The sequence below is a fragment of the Oceaniferula spumae genome (genome assembly GCF_042849255.1).
GTDB classification, from domain to species: domain Bacteria; phylum Verrucomicrobiota; class Verrucomicrobiia; order Verrucomicrobiales; family Akkermansiaceae; genus Oceaniferula; species Oceaniferula spumae.
This window is the reverse complement of record NZ_AP026866.1, coordinates 1,829,941-1,847,323: the sequence shown is the minus strand read 5'-3', so window position 1 is coordinate 1,847,323 and position 17,383 is coordinate 1,829,941. Positions and strand designations below refer to the sequence as shown.

Below are 17,383 nucleotides of genomic sequence, written 5' to 3'. Positions count from 1 at the left end.
TTTTCATATGTTTAAACGCCTTTTCTCTTTTCCCGGTCTCGTTGGCTTGCTCGTAGTAGTGGGCGCGGCAGGGATCATTTATAAAAATCGGGTGCTGCAAGTGCCACTGCTGCCGGATCACGAGCGTGGAGTCTGGCTGGTGGAAGCCCGGGTTTCTTACACGGCCCAGGGAAAACCAGTCAAGGTGCGCTTGGCGATGCCAGGTGTGGGCTGGGATAATGCGCAGCAAGGGCATCAGGTGTCCTTGGAGAATTACGGCTTCAAACGTGAAATCGAAAACGGTCAAGCGGTGGGAATGTGGTCAGCTCGAGAACCCAAGGGGCGTGAGTTGATCTACTATCGCGTCCTGGTAGAAGAGGGCTCGGAGAGGTTTATCTTTCCTCATCCCAGAGCGGAAGGCGTTCCTGAGGTTGTGCCCAGCGGCGCCAAAGGCTCACGTGAAGTGGCATTGAGCGCACTCAGCGAAGTCGCGCGTCAGAAGTCCGCCGATGACGAGACCTATGTGCAGCAGGTTCAACAAATCATTGCGGAAAAGCCCACGGACGGTCAATTTTCCTTCCTTCAGAGATACTACGAGAAGAATTTCCCTGTAAAATGGGAGCAGAAGCTGGCTATTGACCTGTTAGGGCAGGGAGGCATCGCCGCCCGTGCTTGTTTCGGAGTGAGACTCATCGAAGAGCGAGGCTCTCACAAACCGGTGAATCTAATCGAGTACTATGACCGAAATGAAAAGGTCTGGCGCGTGGTGATGCCAGGTGGGGATAGTATGGAAAATATCGTCGTCTGGACGAGATCAGAGACGATGCTCGAGGTATACGGAGGCAAGGATTCCGAGGTCAACTTCACCGCGATCAAGGAACGTGCTCCAGCAGGAGCCGCAGATCGGATGGCCAATGCTCCATGGTGGGTGGCGACGATTTCAGCCCTTCCGGTAAGCGAACGCGCACCTTTCAGATATGCCGCCCTGATTCCGCTAGGCGTGCTCGCCGTGGTTCTCTTGAGAAACTTGGTGGGTCTTGTCACGCTGGGCACGTTCATGCCAGTTTTGTTAGGCTTGGCATTCCTTGAACTGCCAATGGCCGCAGCTTTCATCATGCTTCTTTCGATGCTGTTCGGAGGTCTGATGTTCCGCGCCGTGCTTTCCAAGTTCAACCTGTTAGTCGTGCCCCGGGTCGCGGCCTGCGTGGTAATCGTCACCATCTTCATGATGGGGGTGAGTTTGTTGAGTTACAAACTGGGTGCTGTCGATGGACTACGTGTGACGGTTTTCCCCATGATTGTATTAGCGTGGACCATTGAGCGTATGTCGCTGATCTGGGACGAGGAAGGTGCTGTTAGTGCTATCATGCAGATTGCTGGCAGCTTGGTGGCGGCTGTCGCTTCCTACCTCATGATGAAAATTCAGCTGGCGCAGTATTGGGTCGAATTTTTCCCTGAGATTTTGCTGATCTTGTTAGCGATCATCCTATTGTTAGGTCGCTACACAGGATACCGCCTATCCGAATTGTTCAGATTCCGTAACGCCGCAGAAATGGAACTATGAAAAAGTGGTGGCACAGATGGTTGATCCTTCCAAGCGAGCTTAACAGGCTCGGGGTGATCGGCTTGAACCAACGGAACGGTAGGTATTTATTACCTAACAATAACCGTAAGTTCTACCGTAAGGTGGACGATAAGTTGGTGACCAAAACACTGGCCCAGGAGATGGGCTTGGCCGTTCCAGAACTTTATCACGTGTTCCGTACCCAGAATGGGCTAACACATCTATCCGAGGCGTTGGCTGGTCACGATTCATTTGTCATGAAGCCGTCACGCGGGAGTGGTGGTCGTGGGGTCTTGGTTATCAAGGGCAGACGCGGTGAAAAATTTGTCAAAGCCAGCGGCGTGGTGATCACCGCTAAAGATGTCGAGCGTCATGCCTCGGAAATTCTCGGTGGTCTGTTCAGTCTCGGGGGGCAGCGTGATGTCGCGATGGTCGAGGCTTGTATTAACTCTCACGAAGGCTTGTCAAAGATAAGCTACCAAGGAGCCCCTGATATCCGAGTGATCATGCTGCATGGTTATCCAGTGATGGCGATGCTTCGCGTGGCCACCCGGCAGTCGGATGGTCGAGCCAACCTTCACCAGGGAGCGATCGGTATCGGCATTGATCTTGCCACCGGCCAAACCATTCACGCCATCCACCACGGCATCTCCGTGCACGTACATCCGGATCTTGATACTGAGCTGATAGGTCTTCAAATCCCCGGCTGGGATCAAGTGCTGGAAATGGCGACCAAGGGGTATGAAATGACCGGCCTAGGTTATCTTGGTGCCGATTTGATTGTGGATGAAACGCGTGGACCGGTGGTGATCGAGCTCAACGCCCGGCCCGGCTTGGCGATCCAGTTGGCTAATGCAACCGGCCTCAGGCATCGCTTTGAAAAGGCCAAAGCTCAAGCGATAGCTCATCCGAAGCAAGACTGGAAACAGCGCCTTGAATTCTCAGTAGAGGCGTTCGCTAAGAAGCCTACTTCGGAGCCAGCCTGACTCTGGTGTAAAACAGTCGTCACACGAATGCCGTGTTTCTGGCTTGATGCTTGCTGGACCTTGGTTATTGCAGCGTCAGTGCTTCCGCGCACCAACCCTTATGAATCCAGAAAACCAGCGCATCAAAGAAAACCGCGAACGTACTAAACATTGGTTGCGTTGGGGGCCTTATCTCAGCGAACGCCAGTGGGGGACGGTGCGTGAAGATTATTCTGAGCACGGCCACAGCTGGTCTGCATTTCCTCACGACCAAGCAAGGAGTCGAGTCTACCGATGGAGTGAGGACGGGCTGAACGGCTGGTCGGACCGACGTGGGCGCTTATGTTTTGCTCCCGCATTATGGAATGGTAAGGATCCCATTCTGAAGGAGCGGCTCTACGGCTTCGGCGGCCACGAGGGTAACCACGGTGAGGATTGTAAGGAATGTTACTATTACCTCGATTCATCGCCATCCCACTCCTACACCAAGGCTCTCTACAAGTATCCACATTGTGCGTATCCCTACGAAGAGCTTCTTGCGAGAAACAGCCAACTGTCACGCAAGGATCCTGAGCTGGAGCTGGCGGACCTCGGAATTTTCGACGACGACCGCTATTTCGATGTGGTTCAAGAGGTGGCGAAACGAACACCGGAGGATATTCTCTGGAAGATCACGGTGACCAACCGCGGACCCGTCCGGGCTCCCATCCATGTGTTACCTATGGTCTGGCTGCGGAACATCTGGGAAGGTGGAAATAAAAACGAGAAGCCCGATAGGAAACCTCAGTTATACCTCGAGGATGGAGTTTTAAAGATCAAACATGAAACTCTTGGGAACTTCGTGTTTCATTCTGAATCCACGACCGATTGCCCGCTCAGAGAATGGCTGTTCACTGAGAACGAAACCAACGAGGAGGCTATTTACAATCGTAAGAGCAAGAGCCCTTACACCAAGGATGCCTTCCACCGGCACATCGTCGACAGGGCAAAGGGAGTGGTTAATCCTAAGCCGGAGGGAACCAAGGCCGCTCCAGTGTTCAAATTTTTGATTCCAGCCGGAGCCTCTGTTTCCATTCGCTGCAGACTCCATCGTGAGAAGGAAAACAATGGATTCCAAGCCTTCGAAGAGTTTGAGGAAACCCTCGCTGCCCGGGTGGCTGAGTGTGATCAGTTCTACGAGGAAAAAATCCCACAGCATCTTCCGGATGAGGAAAAACAGGTCTGTCGACAGTCCTATGCCGGCCTGCTGTGGACCAAGCAGTTCTATCACTTTGTCGTCAAAGACTGGCTCAACCATAGCCCTGACGGGGCACCGCTTCCGGTGCGAAGATTGCAGGGGCGTAATCACGATTGGCAACACGTCTACGCCCAAGACGTATTTTCCATGCCCGACAAGTGGGAATACCCGTGGTTTGCCGCGTGGGATTCCGCTTTCCACATGATCGCCTTTGCCTCGATCGATCCAGACTTTGCCAAAAGCCAGTTACTTCTGCTGTTGCGCGAGTGGTATATGCACCCGAACGGCCAGCTTCCCGCCTACGAGTGGAACTTCTCGGATGTGAACCCTCCCGTTCACGCCTGGGCTGTGTGGCGAGTCTACAAAATCGGAGCCCCTCGCGGTGAGCGCGATCTGTTGTTCCTTGAAAAAGCGTTCCAAAAACTGCTCATCAACTTCACTTGGTGGGTGAACCGTAAAGATAGTGAAGGGCGTCACGTCTTCGGTGGAGGATTCTTGGGTCTGGATAACATCGGAGTTTTCGACCGGTCTCATGCGCTTCCGGATGGATCCAGCTTGCACCAGGCGGATGGCACTGCGTGGATGGCCAGCTATTGTCTAACCATGCTTGCGATGGCACTCGAGCTGGCACCGGAAAATCCGGCTTACGGTGACATCGCCTCTAAGTTTTTCGAGCACTTCGTTAACATCACGGACGCGATCAACTCGCTCGGTGGTACTGGTTTATGGAATGAAGAGGATGGCTTTTATTACGATCAATTGATTATCGGTCACGAGCAGCCTATGCACTTGCGCACACGGTCCTTGGTAGGGCTGCTGCCTCTGTTTGCCACTATGACTCTCACGCAGGAGGTCATCGATCAATTGCCAGAGTTTAAGCGTCGAGTCGACTGGTTCCTTTCTAATAGGCCGGACATGTTGAAATACATCTCCTTCCGCCGAGCGAAGAAACGTGGTCTGGGTGGACTTACACTTCTATCCATCGCCTCCGAAGAACGTCTTCGTAAAACCTTGGAGAGAATGTTAGATCCGGATGAGTTTCTATCACCCTACGGTATCCGCTCTCTCAGTAAGGCGCATGAAGCCAAGCCGTTCATCTTTGCGCACGGCGGTCAGATCAACGAAGTGCAATACACGCCAGGGGAGTCAGACACGGACATGTTCGGCGGAAACTCAAACTGGCGAGGTCCGATCTGGTTCCCGACCAACTACCTTCTGATCGAAGCCTTGGAACGCTACTATTTCTACTACGGAGACTCCTTCACAGTGGAATATCCCAAAGGCTCAGGAAAACAGGCAAACCTCCGCGAGGTGGCACACGACTTGTGCGGTCGCCTTGTCAGTCTGTTCACTCCTAATAAGGAAGGGTCGCGTCCCTGCTTTGGCGGAGCAGAACGATACGCTAAGAAAGACCATTGGAATAACCTCATACTCTTCCACGAATATTTCCATGCGGAAACAGGGGAGGGACTCGGAGCTTCCCACCAGACGGGCTGGACATCATTGGTCACCCACCTGATTCACAAACGTGACTTAGTGGACTGATCGAACCGGTTGAATCAGTCTAGCGATAATTCACCTGGCCGACCTGCTAGGAATCCTGCGATGCCGCCTAACACAGCGATGCCGATGACCACACCAAAGGCCAACGGCCATCCACCTGCGGTCGTGCTGAGTAGGCCTACTAGCCATGGTCCGGGGGACGAAAATAGATACCCTGCTGCTTGAGCCATTGATGACAGGCTGGCTGCCGTTTCTGGGTTTTTGCTGCGGAGTGGGATCAGTAACAGCACCAGTCCGAAACCTGCATTCAGTCCAAGCCCGAGGATCAGCAATGAGATGATCTGCCAGATTCCAGGAAGTAGTAAAGTGCCTGTAAGTCCTACAACGTTGAACAGGGCACACCCTACGACCCATGAACTCTGAGATTTTGACCGTCCTGCGAGTGTGGGAATTGTGAGGCTGGCAGCACATCCTAACAGCTGCATGCCTACCACCCAGTTTGCGGCTGTCGTTTCTGCCATTCCCTTGCTTTGTAACAAGGTGGGTAGCCAGGCTACGGAGCAGTAAAAGACCCATGACTGGAGCCCCATAAACGCGGCGACTTGCCAGGCTCGAATCTGCTTGGCCAGCACCATTACGCCAGCCAGAGGATGTTCACTTTTCCTAGTCGTGGGGCGGGCAAACATTTGTGGCGACCAGAGTAACAAGACAATGATGGCGAAGCCTCCCCAGGCAGCCAGTGCCGATCTCCATCCGCCAGGCAGCAGTTCAGCAAGAGGCACAGAGAAGGCAATCCCGCAGGCAGCACCTAAATTCATCGAGGTGGCATATAAACTTGTTAGGATGCCGACGTGGTTAGGATAGCGGCTTTTTACCAGTCCGGGTAAGACCACATTGCCCAAGGCGATGCCGGCGCCGAGCAGGATCGTGCCACCGAAACGTGAGAATATTTCAACATCACCTGGCAGAGATCTGATCCAGCAACCTATGCCAATAAGAAACAACCCCAAGCCAAGTGCTCTGGCGAAGCCCATCAGCTTTCCTATCCACCCTGCCCATAGTCCGACTACACCAAATAGTATCAACGGAATGGTGGTCAGACTGCCAATCGTCTCCCGGCTGAGCCCATCGTAGTGCATCCGTTCAGCAAGAGCTGAGAGCGCGGTGATGGACGGACGCAGGTTCATCCCAATCAGTAAAATGCCGATGATCAGAACGACATGCTGCCATCTGGATGGTGAGTGGCTCATGCGATGGGATCAGGGCAGTGTGCCCTCAATTGACATTTCCTACAAAAGTCCCCGAGATAAAGTGTGTCTATCCATTCTAACAATGGAGAGAGGTGATCTTTTTCATCAGTGATAAATCCAGCCTCGAAGTTACGACGGTTCGGGTTTTTGGCACCCATGCCAGCGCCGGTCAGATTGGGTGATCCGATAAATGCAGCCCGACCATCAACAATGATAGCCTTGGTGTGGATACGGGGGCAGAGGATGCGTTCGAACAGATCACTTTCCACTAATGCGGGATACTTATCAAAGTCCGATCGGAATCTGGGACCAGGCTCTTTGGCGTGAAATAATCTCACACCGATGCCCTCCTGCACCAAACCAGAGAGCACTTCTAAAAACGGAACAAAGCGGCGCCCCTTGGACACGTGCATATCCTTGAGATCCGCAGTGACAATCCACAGAAAATGTCGAGCCTCAGGGATGAGCTCCTTAATCACCCTCTGGTGAATCTGTTCGTTGAGTATGAGCTCGGTCATGGTCTGCTGATAGAATCAGCCTACCGAATGTCGTGTGCGGTATCGAGCGAATATCTGACTTGGGACATTTTTACCTCTAGCAACGTAGGTGTTGTTGCGACGGGGGAGGTGAGTTCTAATTGACTCGATTGGTGAGCGCGACCCAATTGCGTTCGGTCGACATGCCGAGGCGTTTGAGGGTTTGTGAAAGCGTTGGTAGCAGCTTGGCTGGAGGAACTAGTTTTGTGGATGACCACTCTGAGTCGTCACAGTGGTAACAAAGCTCAATGGAGCTCAGGAGTTTTTTCTTTTTGTAGAACTGGATCGTGTGATGCGGCCAAAAGATACATGCGGCGAATTTGCTTTTGGTGGTTCCCGGCATTTTTTCCAGATCACTCAGCAGCAGTTTCGTTTGTGCGGCATTTAGAGACGCTTTTTTGTAGATGACGTTTTTTTCCGGCGCTTTAATATTTGCCCTGCGAAAATCATCGGAATGGGAATGTTCCATGATGACGATCTGATCGGCGCTTTTTACAGCTTCGGTCAGAGCTTGTTTGTATTTGGCACCATCTTGCATGGTTTCAGAAGTATGAGCACAGGTTGTGATCAGGGCTATGGTGAGAACTATAAGTTTCATAAACCTAATTGTCGTTGATAGAGTAAATTGTGACATCTGTTTGAGAGCTTTTCCACACAGTGGCAACTATGACGTTATCAGATGTAGCTGTGGCTAGAGGTGCGTGATCAGACTTTGACCGATTTCCGTAAGGAGAGATTTTTCCTGTTCCGAGAAATCGTAGGGGACGATTTTTCCAACTCCGAGCGTGCCGAGAGCTGTGCCGTTTTCCTGAGATAGTATTGGCACGGCAAGGGATCCGGATACGCCTGTTTGTCTCGCGTCTTCTTTGGCAACGCCACCGAGGTCTTGTTGGAGATTGCAGAGTTCGACGGGTTGCTTGGTTTCGGCTGCGACTCCTGCGATACCTTTTCCAAATGGAATTTTCGAAATTTTATCGAGTAGCGAATCAGGGATACCTGCCTGACAAACTAACAGTAGCCATTCGCCCTCAGCCTTGTGAAGTGTACCAGTCTGACAACCGAATTCCTCCATTGCTGCTCTCAATATTTCCTCTGCTTTACTCATGGACAAAATCTGAATCAAGCAGGCGGACTGTCCAGCGCTTAGTGTGAGTTCGTCAAGTTTTACAATGGGGTGAAGTGATGTCGGTGACAGGTATATATTGCTTGTTAGGTCTAACGAATCATGTGAGATGAGCTTGTTGTGAAGCTGCTAGGTATGACAAAAAATGTAAAAATAGATTGAATAAAAGAGTTCGCGAAAAAGTGAGACCCTTCGTGCAACGCCTTGTTTGATCCCTCGCAACAAACAATGCAAAATATGAAAACAATACAATATACCAAAACAGTCGTCCTCAGCAGTGTCTTACTCGGCCTCGGTTCGATCGGAGCTTTTGCAAAGTCACATGATCATCGAAATGATCGCGGACGCAGCAGTGTGCAAAAGCACAACCACTCTGACCATGGCCGAGTCGCTCGTCTACCAAGCTCCCACAAGGCCGTGAAATATGGCGGAGTGACTTACCATGTCTCAGGGGACAGTTGCTACGTTCGAAGTGGCAGTGGCTATGTGCGAGTTCAAAAACCCAAGGCTCTAACCAACCACTACCATTCAGCTAGTAAGCGATACGGCCGAGTGATCAGTCGGTTGCCACATGGGTGCCGTGAGGTGAAAATCCGTGGTGTCGTATACCACTATCACAACGGAACCTACTACCGCCCACATGGCAAAAGCTGGATCTCAGTGAATCATCGATAAAGATCCGCGATATGGTAAAACCAGCTCCACCGCCACTGGGCGGCGGGGCTGTGTTTTTGGTCGATGCATCACCGTGCAGTAGCCAAGGCTTTTACCACTCAGATCACTATTTGACACATGATCTAACTAGAATAGAGTGCGTCAAATTTGTCATGCTATAAGAAAAGACATCTACGAAAATCAGGGCAAAACCCTACACCATATGAAAACAACACTATTCATACTCACCTCAGTCGCCGCCATGTCACTAGTCTCCTGTGACAATCCGGCAGAGAAATCCACCGAAGCCAACACCTCCGAGGCTAAGGCGGTCCCCACCGGCGAGGCCAGTGGTCAGAAATGGGAGTTCACGGACCAATCAACGATCACCTTCGTAGGCTCCAAAGTCACAGGTAGTCACGACGGGGGATTCAAGAAATTCAGCGGTCACTTTCATGTCGACGGCGAAACCTTGGCTGCGTCGGGCCATAAGGTGGTTATTGATATGAGTTCTTTGTATTCAGATTCCGAAAAACTCACAGGGCACCTGAAATCCCCTGACTTCTTTGATGTGGCGAACAATCCGGAAGCGACCTTCGTAGCAACGAGTTTCAAAGACGACACCCTCACCGGTAATCTCAATCTGCTCGGTGTGGAGAAATCGATCGAGTTCCCAGTCAAGGTGGACAAGTCCGACGATGCGATCCGCATCACCGCAGACTTCTTCATCAATCGATTCGATTTCGACATCAAATATGCGGGTAAAACAGACGATCTGATCCGAAAAGAAGTGGTCATCAAGCTCGATCTACACGCCACGCCAGCGAAGTAAATAGACGCTGTATCAATCAATTTGTGATCCTGACGGCCATGTCTTACTGCGTGTAGGATGTGGCCGTCTTTTGCTCGCGAATAGACAAGATCCCATATATTTATCATCCATGAAGTCGATCATCAGCTTTATCATTATCCTGATCTGTCTTGTGCACAGTTCTTCAGCACAGGACAAGTTACGTGTTTTTCAATTCAATGTCTGGCAGGAGGGAACGAGCGTTCCCAATGGATTCGATCAAATTATCGACCTCATTATTGAGTCGAAAGCTGACATCATAACCCTCTCTGAAGTTAGAAATTATAAGGGCAAAGATCTCCACGAACGTATCATTCAAGCCCTGGCGAAAAGAAAACATACATTCTACGGAAAATACGCAGGGGGAGATGTCGGTCTTATCTCACGATACCCTGTGATCAAAACCGAAGCGGTTCCCAGCAGCGCGAAAACGAGCATTTACGCATATCATATTGAGCTTCCTAATAAGAAACCTCTCATCGTTTGCTCAGCCCACCTTGAATACACCAATTACGCTGTTTACCTGCCAAGAGGTTATGATGGTAACAGCTTTAAGCCGATCAAACTTGATAAGAGTGGTCAGCCTATTCCGGTAACTGACATCGCGAAACTGCACGCCATGGATGCCGCATCCACCAGAGACGAAGCCATCGCAGGATTTATTAAATACGCGAAGTCCCACGCTGATACCGACGTCATTCTGGCCGGTGACTTCAATGAAGCCTCACACCTCGATTGGACTCAGGAAACGGCAAAACTTTTCGACCATAACGGCGTGGTCATCGAATGGAAAAATTCCAAAACGCTTGCAGACAATGGTTTTTCCGACAGCTACCGAGAAATTCATCCAGATCCTGTAGTTTACCCCGGGCTTACGTGGCCGTCTGAAAACTCAGGAAACAAAGTCGTCAACTGGACTCCAAAAGCCGATGATCGTGAACGCATTGATTTCATCTACTACAACAAGGAAAACCTAGTGGTAAAAGCCGCCTTCATTGCCGGTTCCAAGAAATACTATGTGAAAGGCAAACTGAAACGCACCTCGAAATCAAAAGACGACCACCTCCTTGAGCGCGATGATTGGCCCTCGGATCACAAAGGCGTCATTGTCGACTTTGATTACAAATAGAGTTCAAGCTCGCCGTTTGGAAGCGTTCTTTAATCATCCCTTGCTTAGGGGATGACTCTCAAATGAATCAGAAGCCTTGTTGAAAGTGAATTTGTAGTCAGAGTCATCGACATGAAGCCCTATGTGAAGCTCGGTGAGTCGAAGATGTCAGATGGAACCGTGTTCTCACTGCACAAGCACGATGGTAAATTTTACCTGAAATACAATGGCTTTGACCTGATGAGCACAGCGCTAACTTTCTCCGAGGAAATGCTGGCCGAAGTCGGTTGTCAGGAAATCCTCGAGGGCAAGGCAACGAGACCAAAACACCCAAAGGTATTGATCGGAGGGTTGGGATTGGGTTTCACGTTGAAGCGGACACTGGAATTGGTTGGTCGCCCGGCAACAGTCGAAGTGGCTGAGTTGATGGAGCCATTGATCGAGTGGAATCGAACATTTCTTGTCGAACACAACGGACCCTTGTTGGAAGACAAGCGGACGATGATCATTCAAGGGGATCTGTTCAATACGATCTCCGGTAAGCCGAAGAGTAGCTACGATGTTCTATTGTTAGATATCGATAATACCCCAGACGACTTAATCACAGCCGGAAATGCGAGACTCTATTCCGCAAGCTTTCTAGCCAAAATCCGCGACCTCATTAAACCCGATGGTTGTGTAGCCTACTGGCTCTCTGAGCCGGCTCCAAAATTCAAAAAATGCCTAGTCCAAGCCGGATTTCGAGTTGAAGAACATTCAGCCAAACCTCACGAGAAATCGAAGCGCGCAAGACACTGCATTTATGTGGCCAAGCGTAGTCGCTAATCACAACCTGAGTGTTCGCGACATAGGCAAATGCGACTCACTCCTTCCCTCCACTGGTAAGTTCCTTCAAGCGTTTCTCAAGAGCAGTTAGATCAACGCCGTGAGGGCCCCGCTTTCCTGCGTAGGCTACCTTGCCGTCGGTGCCGAGAATGAAGAACCGTTCGGGCAAAGCGGAATAAGCCTTAGATGCTGAATCATTCATGTCATCGAGGAGGACGGGGACCTTTAAACTAGATGAGGCAGAACACCCGGTGGCTGCTTTTTCACGATCTTGGAAAGTTTTGTGCAGTGGTATTTTAACGGTTCTGCTAGGGCGGCGACCATCGGATGCATGAGCCTCCTGGATGTAGATCCACCAGAAGTCAGCATTGCCCGAATACTTTTCGTAGAGTTCCTGCAGGCGCCCGGCCTGTCTCATGAACGGGCCTCACGTGTGGGATCCGAAGATGAGCACTGTTACTTTATCCGGTTTGGAAAGGTCGACTTTCTCTTTCTTGACCAGGCTGACAGCGGAAACCTTGGGGATCGGGTCTCCCACCTTCGGTGCGTTATCCACTCGATGCCGCTGGGCAAAAGCGGCTTGAACAAGTGAAAGAGCGAGCATGAAAATCAACAGCTTCATCGAGTGAGGAAACCCAGAAACTAGATAGAAGTTGCATCTTTTCTAGTTTCCGACCATATCCTTTGATCTTCCATAGCGGTTTATATCATGTCATTTTCATCTCTCGGTATCACTTCTTCGTTGCTCACGGCTCTGGGTGCTCAAGGGCTTACAAGTCCCACTCCCATCCAGCAGGAGGCCATTCCCGCAGCGCTGAAGGGTCGTGATATTCTAGGTGTCGCGCGAACCGGATCAGGTAAGACTGCAAGCTATGTGCTGCCTATTCTGGAAAGATTACCGAAGAGCGAGGCTACTCGCTATCGAGAGCCCGCAGTGCTGATCTTAGTTCCTACTCGTGAACTCGCTCTTCAGGTTCATGGCGTGTTTGAAGATTTTCTTCCGGCAATTCAGAATAGCCTGCGATGCCTTGCTGTTCACGGAGGCGTGTCGATCAATCCGCAAATGAAAGCCATCGGTAAGGCCGATATCATCGTCTGCACTCCGGGACGCCTGATTGATCTCGTGGAAAAGAACGCTGTAAAGCTATCGTCGATTACCACGCTTGTGTTAGATGAGGCAGACAAAATGCTCAATCTTGGTTTCAAGCTAGAGGTTGATCGTATTCTTTCCCTGTTGCCGAAGAAACGGCAAACTCTCTTGTTCTCAGCGACACTTAATCCTGACTTGGATACTGTTCAGCAAGAGCTACTGAACGATCCTCTTGTGATTAAAATTTCTGAAGATACATTGCCGACAGGCCAAGGGGAAGATCACGGTCATGATGAACCTGTCGAACTCATTAACCAGCTCGGTTACTTCGTTCCAGACGAAAAGAAAGGCCCACTACTGCGCTACCTGATCAATCAGGGAGATTTACAGCAAGTACTCGTTTTTGCTTCGTCGATTCGCATGGTCGATACCATTACGAACAAACTCTCGAAAAACAACATTGATGCCGCTGCCGTTCATTCCAAGATTAGCCAGCAGTATCGGCAAGAAAACTTGAGACTTTTCAAATCTGGCAAGTTGCGTGTCCTCGTGACTACGGATCTGTTAGCACGGGGCATCGACATCGATTTCCTCCCTTGTGTGATCAATTATGAACTCCCGCGATCGCCAAAGGATTATATTCACCGCATCGGTCGGACAGGGCGGGCTGGCTCCCCAGGTGATGCCATTTCGCTGATCTCACCGGACGAGATGCATCATTTCAGAGTAATCCAGAAGAAGATGGGCAAGCGCGTGAAGATGCTCGAAAGCGAAGATCTGAACCTTCACGGACACTGATATCTGTTACGAGAACAGGTGAGTGTTCAGACTAAACGCAAAAAACGGCTACGTCATGAACGTAACCGCTTGTAGAAGAATTCGTAATCTTAGACTTATCTCCGGCGTCGGCCAAGGAGTGATATGGAGCCGAGGGCCAATAGTAGAGCGCTTGATGGCTCTGGAACCGCAGTGACGACGAAGGGCGTGGAATTGATAGCAATGCCGCTGCTGTCTGCATTTTCCCGCAGAATGTCCCACTCCGCATTAGCACCAGTTGATTTGGTTCCAAAACCGGTTCTCAATTCCACTTCAAAATAGTCTCCCCCTCCGCGTTCATACCAAGTGGCCTCGAAAGTAGTAACCAACCCTCCTGGCCCGACGGTAAATTGAGCTCCTTGATTAGAACTGCCCGTCGGACCATCATGCAGAAGCTCATCGGAGGCTGGAGTTCCGCTGACGTTCCCGAACCGGTTAATGAATGTGACTCCCGGAATGGAGATCGAGTGACCATCATCTCCGTTGACATAAATGGAATAATCTCCAGCGGGGAAATAGATGCCGCCAGTATATTGAATCACGAAATCCGAACCGCTGTATGTGGACACGGTAAGCTGGGAAACAGTATAAAGTCTATCGGCGCTGCCGTTGTCGACTGAACCAATCGTTCCTGTATCGTTGGCGGAGAAGCCGTAGTTTCCTACAATCCCAGGTGCTGCAGTTGAACCTATCGTGCTGACGATTGTTTTCGCTTCAGTTGCGGTGTTTATTTGGGTGTCTGTTCCGCTGCCGTTGATATCGATGATGCGGTAGCTGAACAGGCCATCACTGACTGGGCTATGCCCTGGAACAACAATTGCTGCTCCCGAGAGACCACTTGCCATCAACACAAGTGCGGGAGTTAGAGTGAATAATTTTGTCATACGATTCATTCTGGGTTGGGGGTAGCGCCACTTTTGGGGTGGAGCGATGATTATCCGTTCATCCTGTATAGAAAGTGGTATAAGTCAATAAAGTTTTAGGCTGATTGATCTTTTTGTTCTGTTAGATGGTGCGAACTGGCTTCGCATTTCTCACGGTTGGTCCTCGGCTATGTTCGCTTTGCGGATTTCGTCTTTGGCTTTTTTGAGACGATCTGGCCATTTGAAGGTGGGGGCTTTGGAGGGATCGTAGCCCTTCATGTGCCCCGTGAGTCTCGTAGCTGGTTTGGTGTAAGTTAGAATGGTCTCCCCGAACACTTCGCGGCAGAACTTGGCGAGCGTGGGGTCATATTCGATCAATTCCTGACGCGTGTTGACATGGTTGTGATCGTGGTCGTTCTCGCGATTATTACCGAACCATGATTGCACCCCCTCGGCAAAATACTCAAACCGATTGGTCGCAGCGTATTTGTTTTTCCATAGCCCTGCGGCCATTGCCTTTTGGTAAGCTTTTTCGAGTCGCTGATCGAATGTAGGATCGATATTGGTCATGCCTCGCAGGTGAATGTTATGAGCGAACTCGTGGATGAGGATATTTTCGTCCTTATACGGGTCACCTGGATAACCGAGCAGGTTTTCCTCACCACAAGTGCAGTAAGGATCACTGACACTGCCACCGGTGCCCCGGGCACGTGCATCCCAGAAGTCCTTGGCGCTAACACCAGGGTAGGGGCTTTTCCCATCTGCAAATCCGGTGAACTCCGGCAGGTCGGTGGTGTATTCGTTGTAGGCGATGATGCATAGTCGCGCGCCACTTTTAACCATGGCTTTTCTAACATCATCTCTCTGGCTAAGCATTTGATCGACCAAATAGGCAGCTTCTTTGAGCGCATAAGGATTGACCGTAGCGGATGCGACAATGGGAAACCCTCCTGTCTCTATACGTTGGGTATAGAAGTCTGGAATGCCGTCTTTTTCTCCAGGTGCAAACCGAAATCCTTGCACCATGGCAATGCTCTCTGTGGTTAGACGTGTTTTGCTCTGTTGTCCGACTACAGCAAAGCGGTGGCCGATGGTGGTCAATATCTGATGACTTTTGCCAGCCTCTACGGTTCCATTTGGAATTTCTTTTCCCTCCTCGTTGAGCCAAAAGATGTCGGCTTTTTCAGCGCTGGCATTGATGATTTGCAGTCGAGGTCTTGATTCAGCGGGTTCGGCATGAACAACAGCATGCGATACGATGCTAACAATCAGAAGTTGGATGCTGCGTTGGAATAGAGTGATAGATCTCATGGGTCTTTGTGTGTGTCCGCGTGGGATATTAAAACTGAAGCTTTGAACTCGGAGGCAGAGGAACTTTGTTAGCTTTCCGCCATTGGGCTAGTTCTTTCACCAACTCTTGAGCTACCTCCGGTTTTTTAGAGGCGAGGTTAACACTTTCTTTCAAATCGTCCTTCAGATTGTAGAGCTCAATTTTACCATTCTTGAGAAACTGAATCAGCTTCCAGTCTCCCTTGCGGATGATTGAACATGGGGGATTCTTGTAAGTGCTGGCGATGTGCCAGAAGAGGGCGCGGTCTTTGATGGGTTTGCCATGGAGCAGGGAGACCAGACTGTCTCCATCGAGTGTGCCTTGGAAATCGGTCACGCCTGCAAGCTCAAGAAATGTTGGGAAATAGTCGAGTCCTTGAATGGCTTCATCGGATCGAGCCGGAGCAATGGTCTTAGGCCAGTTGACCAGTGCCGGGACGCGAATGCCGCCTTCGTAGACGTAACCTTTGGCACCGCGGAGATTCTTGTTCGCGCTTTGCATGCCATTGAAGCCATTGTCAGAGGTGAAGATGACCACGGTGTTTTCGCGCAGTCCGGATTCATCGAGGTAATCAATGATACGCTGCACATTGTCATCTAAAGATTTCACCATCGTAGCATAGGCGGCGATTTCTTTGCGTTTTCCTTCGCCTTGGCCAGTTTCCGGATCGGCCGCTTTTTCCATGAAGTGTTGCAGCGATTCCTTGCTGCGTGCTACGGATGGTCGGTGCGGAGAATAGTAGTGGAGATTGATAAAAAACGGTCCGTCTTTGTGCCGTTTCATGAAATCAATCGCATCGGTAGTCAGTCGATCCGTTAGCCATTCATCGTCTTCCTTGTCCTTGATGAACGGATTTTTGAAAGGGGCGACATAACCACCACCCGGCGCATTGTATCCCTGACTGTATCCACGGGAGGGGTCCCCCCACCAAGTGCCGCCTACATTTTCGTGGAAGCCCCGTTCCGTGGGGTAGTATTTCTTAATCTCTGGAGACTGATGCGCAGCCAGCCAACTGAGGTCACCGTTCTTGGGCTGGTTGAGTTTCTTGGCCAGAGGGAGTTTACCTTCCTTCGTTGGGTGAGGTCCTACAATGTGCCACTTGCCCAGATGGATCAGATGATAGCCTGCTTTGTTCAGTGGTTGAGCATAGAGCGGGTGCTCAAGGCCCACCGTCCATGCTGAAAAGATATTGTCCCGATTGTTACCTTTCTCTAACACTGGCACGGTATAACTGCCGGTTCGAAAGGACTGTTTTCCGGTGAGCAGGGCCGCCCGTGATGGGGAACAGGTCGGATACATGTATGCATTTTCAAAAACCAGACTCTGCTTTGCCAATGCATCCAAATGAGGTGTCTCAAAATACTTGCTACCCATAAAGCCAACATCCTGCCAGCCCAAGTCATCAGCCATGATGAAGACAATGTTAGTCTGTTTTTTGTCAGCTGCAAATAACGAGCATACTACAGAGAGCAAGCCGATGGTGAGGATCAAACCTGTATGATATTTCATCTTGCTGCTAATATGATACCCCCTGGTTGAGCTTGCCATTGAAAAGTGTGTCTTCTTGGATGCCCAAAGCTGCTTCCAGCTAACTTAGGTAAGGTTGAACTCGGATTCTGCGTTGTGCACGATTTAGAAGAAAGTATGTCGCAGGCCTCAGCGTATTTTCTTCACATCGCAATCTATAACT

Annotated in this window: 17 protein-coding genes; 8 read left to right on the top strand and 9 right to left on the bottom strand. The window is 50.5% G+C overall.

Annotated features, from left to right (window positions below; translation table 11 throughout):
• Positions 1-7: 7 nt before the first annotated feature.
• The 3 genes from ACSPJT_RS07725 (at position 8) to ACSPJT_RS07715 (ending at position 5,290) form a co-directional block, all read left to right on the top strand.
• The gene (locus tag ACSPJT_RS07725; RefSeq protein ID WP_435895796.1) at positions 8-1,543 is read left to right on the top strand and encodes a UUP1 family membrane protein; all 1,536 of its coding nucleotides are present in this window, start codon (positions 8-10) and stop codon (positions 1,541-1,543) included.
• The gene (locus tag ACSPJT_RS07720; protein WP_435895795.1) at positions 1,540-2,529 is read left to right on the top strand and encodes an alpha-L-glutamate ligase-like protein; all 990 of its coding nucleotides are present in this window, start codon (positions 1,540-1,542) and stop codon (positions 2,527-2,529) included. The genes ACSPJT_RS07725 and ACSPJT_RS07720 overlap by 4 nt, the downstream gene beginning before the upstream one ends.
• Before the next feature lie 100 nt (positions 2,530-2,629).
• On the top strand, positions 2,630-5,290 hold the full coding sequence (locus tag ACSPJT_RS07715) for an MGH1-like glycoside hydrolase domain-containing protein (RefSeq protein ID WP_435895794.1): 2,661 nt from the start codon (positions 2,630-2,632) through the stop codon (positions 5,288-5,290).
• Between the two features lie 14 nt (positions 5,291-5,304).
• On the opposite strand, the gene ACSPJT_RS07710 is transcribed toward ACSPJT_RS07715, so the two are convergent.
• From ACSPJT_RS07710 to ACSPJT_RS07695, 4 genes are all read right to left on the bottom strand, one after another.
• Positions 5,305-6,498 (bottom strand): MFS transporter, encoded by a 1,194-nt coding sequence (locus ACSPJT_RS07710; RefSeq protein ID WP_435895793.1) that lies wholly within the window; start codon positions 6,496-6,498, stop codon positions 5,305-5,307.
• A complete protein-coding gene (locus ACSPJT_RS07705; RefSeq protein WP_435895792.1) occupies positions 6,495-7,016 on the bottom strand; it encodes a phospholipase D-like domain-containing protein in 522 nt (173 codons plus the stop codon). Before ACSPJT_RS07705 ends, ACSPJT_RS07710 begins: the two co-directional genes overlap by 4 nt.
• A 115-nt stretch (positions 7,017-7,131) precedes the next feature.
• Positions 7,132-7,632 carry a hypothetical protein gene (locus ACSPJT_RS07700; RefSeq protein ID WP_435895791.1) on the bottom strand — a complete coding sequence of 167 codons (501 nt, stop codon included), beginning with the start codon at positions 7,630-7,632 and terminating at the stop codon, positions 7,132-7,134.
• A gap of 93 nt (positions 7,633-7,725) precedes the next feature.
• Entirely contained in the window at positions 7,726-8,139 is a 414-nt protein-coding gene (locus tag ACSPJT_RS07695) for a GAF domain-containing protein (RefSeq protein ID WP_435895790.1), read from the bottom strand.
• A gap of 255 nt (positions 8,140-8,394) precedes the next feature.
• Here ACSPJT_RS07695 and ACSPJT_RS07690 point away from each other — a divergent pair, with 255 nt between their 5' ends.
• The 4 genes from ACSPJT_RS07690 (at position 8,395) to ACSPJT_RS07675 (ending at position 11,594) form a co-directional block, all read left to right on the top strand.
• Complete coding sequence (locus tag ACSPJT_RS07690; RefSeq protein WP_435895789.1) at positions 8,395-8,832, top strand: DUF6515 family protein; 438 nt, start codon at positions 8,395-8,397, stop codon at positions 8,830-8,832.
• A gap of 202 nt (positions 8,833-9,034) precedes the next feature.
• Entirely contained in the window at positions 9,035-9,643 is a 609-nt protein-coding gene (locus ACSPJT_RS07685; protein ID WP_435895788.1) for a YceI family protein, read from the top strand.
• 109 nt (positions 9,644-9,752) lie between these two features.
• Positions 9,753-10,790: an endonuclease/exonuclease/phosphatase family protein gene (locus ACSPJT_RS07680; protein ID WP_435895787.1), complete on the top strand. Its 1,038-nt coding sequence runs from the start codon at positions 9,753-9,755 to the stop codon at positions 10,788-10,790.
• Positions 10,791-10,901: 111 nt separating this feature from the next.
• Positions 10,902-11,594, top strand: coding sequence for a spermine synthase (locus tag ACSPJT_RS07675; protein ID WP_435895786.1), 693 nt, complete (start codon positions 10,902-10,904; stop codon positions 11,592-11,594).
• Between the two features lie 37 nt (positions 11,595-11,631).
• Here the strand turns inward: ACSPJT_RS07675 and ACSPJT_RS07670 are convergent, their stop codons facing one another.
• Positions 11,632-12,012 carry a deiodinase-like protein gene (locus ACSPJT_RS07670; protein ID WP_435895785.1) on the bottom strand — a complete coding sequence of 127 codons (381 nt, stop codon included), beginning with the start codon at positions 12,010-12,012 and terminating at the stop codon, positions 11,632-11,634.
• Between the two features lie 9 nt (positions 12,013-12,021).
• Positions 12,022-12,198 carry a hypothetical protein gene (locus ACSPJT_RS07665; protein WP_435895784.1) on the bottom strand — a complete coding sequence of 59 codons (177 nt, stop codon included), beginning with the start codon at positions 12,196-12,198 and terminating at the stop codon, positions 12,022-12,024.
• Positions 12,199-12,303: 105 nt separating this feature from the next.
• Between ACSPJT_RS07665 and ACSPJT_RS07660 the strand changes: the two genes are divergently transcribed.
• The gene (locus ACSPJT_RS07660) at positions 12,304-13,482 is read left to right on the top strand and encodes a DEAD/DEAH box helicase (RefSeq protein ID WP_435895783.1); all 1,179 of its coding nucleotides are present in this window, start codon (positions 12,304-12,306) and stop codon (positions 13,480-13,482) included.
• 95 nt (positions 13,483-13,577) lie between these two features.
• Here the strand turns inward: ACSPJT_RS07660 and ACSPJT_RS07655 are convergent, their stop codons facing one another.
• The 3 genes from ACSPJT_RS07655 to ACSPJT_RS07645 all read right to left on the bottom strand — a co-directional run bounded on the left by ACSPJT_RS07655 (position 13,578) and on the right by ACSPJT_RS07645 (position 17,202).
• The gene (locus tag ACSPJT_RS07655; RefSeq protein ID WP_435895782.1) at positions 13,578-14,384 is read right to left on the bottom strand and encodes a PEP-CTERM sorting domain-containing protein; all 807 of its coding nucleotides are present in this window, start codon (positions 14,382-14,384) and stop codon (positions 13,578-13,580) included.
• Positions 14,385-14,534: 150 nt separating this feature from the next.
• On the bottom strand, positions 14,535-15,674 hold the full coding sequence (locus ACSPJT_RS07650; protein WP_435895781.1) for a hypothetical protein: 1,140 nt from the start codon (positions 15,672-15,674) through the stop codon (positions 14,535-14,537).
• A gap of 28 nt (positions 15,675-15,702) precedes the next feature.
• A complete protein-coding gene (locus ACSPJT_RS07645) occupies positions 15,703-17,202 on the bottom strand; it encodes a sulfatase (protein WP_435895780.1) in 1,500 nt (499 codons plus the stop codon).
• Positions 17,203-17,383 lie beyond the last annotated feature (181 nt).

Bases quoted from the DNA above. Each gene is read 5' to 3' on its own strand.
- ACSPJT_RS07725 (WP_435895796.1), top strand. From the start codon at position 8: ATGTTTAAACGCCTTTTCTCTTTTCCCGGTCTCGTTGGCTTGCTCGTA.
- ACSPJT_RS07705 (WP_435895792.1), bottom strand. From the start codon at position 7,016: ATGACCGAGCTCATACTCAACGAACAGATTCACCAGAGGGTGATTAAG.
- ACSPJT_RS07690 (WP_435895789.1), top strand. From the start codon at position 8,395: ATGAAAACAATACAATATACCAAAACAGTCGTCCTCAGCAGTGTCTTA.
- ACSPJT_RS07645 (WP_435895780.1), bottom strand. From the start codon at position 17,202: ATGAAATATCATACAGGTTTGATCCTCACCATCGGCTTGCTCTCTGTA.
- ACSPJT_RS07655 (WP_435895782.1), bottom strand. From the start codon at position 14,384: ATGACAAAATTATTCACTCTAACTCCCGCACTTGTGTTGATGGCAAGT.
- ACSPJT_RS07650 (WP_435895781.1), bottom strand. From the start codon at position 15,674: ATGAGATCTATCACTCTATTCCAACGCAGCATCCAACTTCTGATTGTT.
- ACSPJT_RS07695 (WP_435895790.1), bottom strand. From the start codon at position 8,139: ATGAGTAAAGCAGAGGAAATATTGAGAGCAGCAATGGAGGAATTCGGT.
- ACSPJT_RS07685 (WP_435895788.1), top strand. From the start codon at position 9,035: ATGAAAACAACACTATTCATACTCACCTCAGTCGCCGCCATGTCACTA.
- ACSPJT_RS07660 (WP_435895783.1), top strand. From the start codon at position 12,304: ATGTCATTTTCATCTCTCGGTATCACTTCTTCGTTGCTCACGGCTCTG.
- ACSPJT_RS07710 (WP_435895793.1), bottom strand. From the start codon at position 6,498: ATGAGCCACTCACCATCCAGATGGCAGCATGTCGTTCTGATCATCGGC.
- ACSPJT_RS07675 (WP_435895786.1), top strand. From the start codon at position 10,902: ATGAAGCCCTATGTGAAGCTCGGTGAGTCGAAGATGTCAGATGGAACC.
- ACSPJT_RS07720 (WP_435895795.1), top strand. From the start codon at position 1,540: ATGAAAAAGTGGTGGCACAGATGGTTGATCCTTCCAAGCGAGCTTAAC.
- ACSPJT_RS07665 (WP_435895784.1), bottom strand. From the start codon at position 12,198: ATGCTCGCTCTTTCACTTGTTCAAGCCGCTTTTGCCCAGCGGCATCGA.
- ACSPJT_RS07700 (WP_435895791.1), bottom strand. From the start codon at position 7,632: ATGAAACTTATAGTTCTCACCATAGCCCTGATCACAACCTGTGCTCAT.
- ACSPJT_RS07670 (WP_435895785.1), bottom strand. From the start codon at position 12,012: ATGAGACAGGCCGGGCGCCTGCAGGAACTCTACGAAAAGTATTCGGGC.
- ACSPJT_RS07680 (WP_435895787.1), top strand. From the start codon at position 9,753: ATGAAGTCGATCATCAGCTTTATCATTATCCTGATCTGTCTTGTGCAC.
- ACSPJT_RS07715 (WP_435895794.1), top strand. From the start codon at position 2,630: ATGAATCCAGAAAACCAGCGCATCAAAGAAAACCGCGAACGTACTAAA.